A 1,340-nucleotide genomic window follows, 5' to 3' on the forward strand; every position below is an offset into this window, starting at 1 on the left:
TGGACTTGCCCCCGCATAACCGGACACCCGGTCACGCTTAGGTTGGAGAAACTGCTTGCCGACGAAACTCACGAGGCGAGCGGTATTTCAGGGCGCTGTGCGGGTGTGACTCGTTATAGTGGTCGAACGCGATGGCAAGATTTTGCAACGCCGTCCTGGCGTCGGGTTTCGGCATCCACGAAACATAATCACGCTTCATCGTTTTAACGAAGCTCTCGGCCATCCCGTTGCTTTGCGGGCTTCTGACGGGTGTCGTGACCGGCTTCAGTCCGATTTTCCGAGAGAACTTTAATGTGTCGTCGGCAATGTAGCAGGAACCATTGTCGCTTAACCACTCGACTTCCGTTTCGGTCTTCAACGCGCCGGCGAAGCGGTTCTCGACGGCTTGAAGCATGACGTCACGCACCATGTCGCCAGTGTAACCGCCTGTGCTTGCGGCCCAACTCATGGCTTCGCGGTCGCAACAGTCGAGTGCGAAGACGACACGCAATGGAGCACCGTCATCGCAGCGGAACTCGAAGCCATCCGAGCACCAGCGCACGTTGCTTCTGTCCACCGCGACCTTGCCATCATGCCGACGCGTAGACGCGACTTGACGAGGGCGACGTCCAAGCAGCAAGCCGTGGCGACGCATCACGCGATACACCCGCTTTGCATTGACGCGCGGTTGAGCCAGTGCATCCCGGCTTCGCCTCAGCAGCGCCCAAGCACGTCGGTATCCATATGTCGGCACGTCGCCCAACAGCTCGTGAAGGTCGGCGACAAGCGCCATGTCGTCGAGGACGGGCATCTTGCGGCGGTCGACCCAATCAGCCGACCGCTTCGATTTGACTGCGAGATTTGAGCGCGACACACCCAGGACTTCACAGACCGTTTTCAACGGTCGTCCCCCGGCAGCAATGGTGAGCGCGCAGTCAATTTTTTTGCTCGACCATACTCCACTGCTTCACGGAGGATTTCTACCTCCATCGTCTTCTTTCCCAGCAATCGCTGCAGCTCACGAATCTGCTTCATCGCTTCGGCTAGGTCCGATGCCGGCACAACCTGCTCGCCGGCAGTGACCGCCGATAGGCTCCCGTCTTGATAGAGCTTGCGCCAGCCGAAGACCTGGTTGGCATTTACTTGATGGCGGCGAGCGACGCCAGAAACCGTTGCACCGGGCTCGAACGTCTCGCGAACTATCGCTAGCTTCTCTTCAACAGAACGCCGGCGGCGCTGCTCCGGCTGGGTCAGAACTTCTAGTGGTTCCACGTTGTGACTAGGCTTAAACATAGGCAGAAGACTACCTCAAAATTTAAGCGTTGCCGCATGTCCGGTGTTTGCGGGGGCCGACCCAGCCA

Annotated in this window: 1 protein-coding gene; it reads right to left on the reverse strand. The window is 58.7% G+C overall.

Going from position 1 to position 1,340, the window contains the following annotated elements; all coding sequences use genetic code 11:
- Positions 1-37 precede the first annotated feature (37 nt).
- Positions 38-1,272, reverse strand: a protein-coding gene (locus tag AWB74_RS44585; RefSeq protein ID WP_087039600.1) for an IS3 family transposase whose coding sequence is annotated in 2 segments (ribosomal slippage) — positions 38-918 and positions 918-1,272 — 1,236 coding nt in all. Because the reading frame shifts where the segments join, the coding sequence is not laid out codon by codon here.
- Positions 1,273-1,340 lie beyond the last annotated feature (68 nt).

The sequence above is a fragment of the Caballeronia arvi genome (assembly GCF_001544695.2).
In the GTDB taxonomy this organism is placed as follows: Bacteria; Pseudomonadota; Gammaproteobacteria; order Burkholderiales; family Burkholderiaceae; genus Caballeronia; species Caballeronia arvi.